2 protein-coding genes are annotated in these 1544 nt (G+C 45.8%); both read left to right on the plus strand.

Features of this window, described 5'->3' with window-relative positions:
- Positions 1 to 360 (plus strand): cytochrome ubiquinol oxidase subunit I (locus TY49_RS12960; protein WP_041966340.1); only part of this gene is annotated, 360 nt, incomplete at its 5' end.
- Positions 350 to 1378 carry a cytochrome d ubiquinol oxidase subunit II gene (gene cydB, locus TY49_RS12965; protein WP_041966341.1) on the plus strand — a complete coding sequence of 343 codons (1029 nt, stop codon included), beginning with the start codon at positions 350 to 352 and terminating at the stop codon, positions 1376 to 1378. The genes TY49_RS12960 and cydB, both read left to right, overlap by 11 nt.
- The last annotated feature ends 166 nt before the right edge of the window (positions 1379 to 1544 follow it).

Here is a 1544-nt window from a genome sequence, read left to right on the forward strand (position 1 = left end):
TTTTTTCTGGCTGTTTCCTGGTACGGCTTGTACCTTTACCGGAAAAATAAGCTGGAAAACTCACCTCGGTACTTGAAATTGGTCCTTTATTCGGTGCTGCTTCCATACCTGGCGATCAATGCCGGCTGGATGGTAGCAGAAGCAGGAAGGCAGCCGTGGGTTGTGTACGGATTAATGAAAACATCCGAGGGTGTGTCGCCAATCGCGTTGTCCCAGGTAGTATTCTCTTTAGCGGCTCTCGTCATTTTCTATACGGTTCTTCTGATAGCAGATGTTTATTTAATCATCAAATACGCGAAAAAAGGTCCTGAATCTGAGGTTAAATATGGCCTTGAAGGAGGCGTGAAGCATGTCTCATGATACACTTGCAATCATTTGGTTCGGTTTGTGGGGATTGATTTGGACGGTTTATTTTATCCTCGATGGTTACACACTTGGGACCGGAATGCTGTTCCCGTTCATTGCGAAAAACCGACAGGAGCGTAACCAGCTGCAGGAGGCAGTTGGTCCGTTCTGGGGCGGGAATGAAGTCTGGTTGATTACCGCTGGGGGAGCGACATTTGCGGCTTTTCCGGCTGTCTATGCCGATATGTTCAGCTTTTTGTATACGCCGTTATTCCTGGTGCTCATCGCCTTGTTCATCCGAGCCATAGGACTCGAATTCATGCATAAGGATGACAACCCGCTCTGGCAGGCAACGTGCAAATGGGGCTTTTTCACCGGCAGCTTCTTGATTGCCTTCTTATTCGGCGTTACCTTTGCCAATCTGTACCGTGGATTGTTGATCGGTGTCAATGGCTATGAAGGCAATTTGTTCAGCCTGTTGAACGGTTACGGAATTCTGGGAGGGTTATTATTTGTCTCATTGTTCATTCTGTCAGGATCTCTTTGGATTCAGTTGAAGACAGCAGGGCAAACTGCAGTGCGGGCATACCGTTTATCACGGATTTTTGCTGGAGTGGCTCCAGCCATGTTGTCACTGTTTTTCCTCGCAACTGTGAACAGGACGCCATTGCTCGACAACTACTCAGAGTACCCAGTCCTTTGGATTGTGCCGGTTATCGCACTGACTGCGATGCTAGCGGCAGCATACTTTATTTTTAAAAAGAAAATTGGTTATGCCTTTACAGCAGTCTGCGTGACGATTTTTACAAAAATGGCCTTCGGCTTTGTTGGGATGTTCCCTAATATGCTGCCATCCAGATTAGACAATGTCTATAGCGTCACTCTTTTCGATGCAGCCGGTAGCAAGCTGAATCTGACCATCATGTTTGTCGTTGCGGTCATCTTCGTGCCAATCATCATAGCCTACCAGTCCTGGAGCTATACACTATTCAAGGACAAGATTCTAAAAGAAAGTGCAAAGGGATATCAATAATCAAAGGCGTCTGGTTAGCCAGACGCTTTATTTCTGTTTATAAGCAACAGCCATGAGGTTATACGCATTAATAGACATTTCAGGCAAAGAGCAGAATCGAAATGACTAATAAAAGAGGTTTAATGGACATTTCAGGCGAAGAGCAGGAACGAAATGTCTAATAAAA

Source organism: Mesobacillus selenatarsenatis SF-1, assembly GCF_000813125.1.
Classification (GTDB): domain Bacteria; phylum Bacillota; class Bacilli; order Bacillales; family Cytobacillaceae; genus Mesobacillus; species Mesobacillus selenatarsenatis.

Excerpts from the sequence above, each read along its gene's own strand:
- cydB (WP_041966341.1), top strand. The coding sequence starts at position 350 with ATGTCTCATGATACACTTGCAATCATTTGGTTCGGTTTGTGGGGATTG.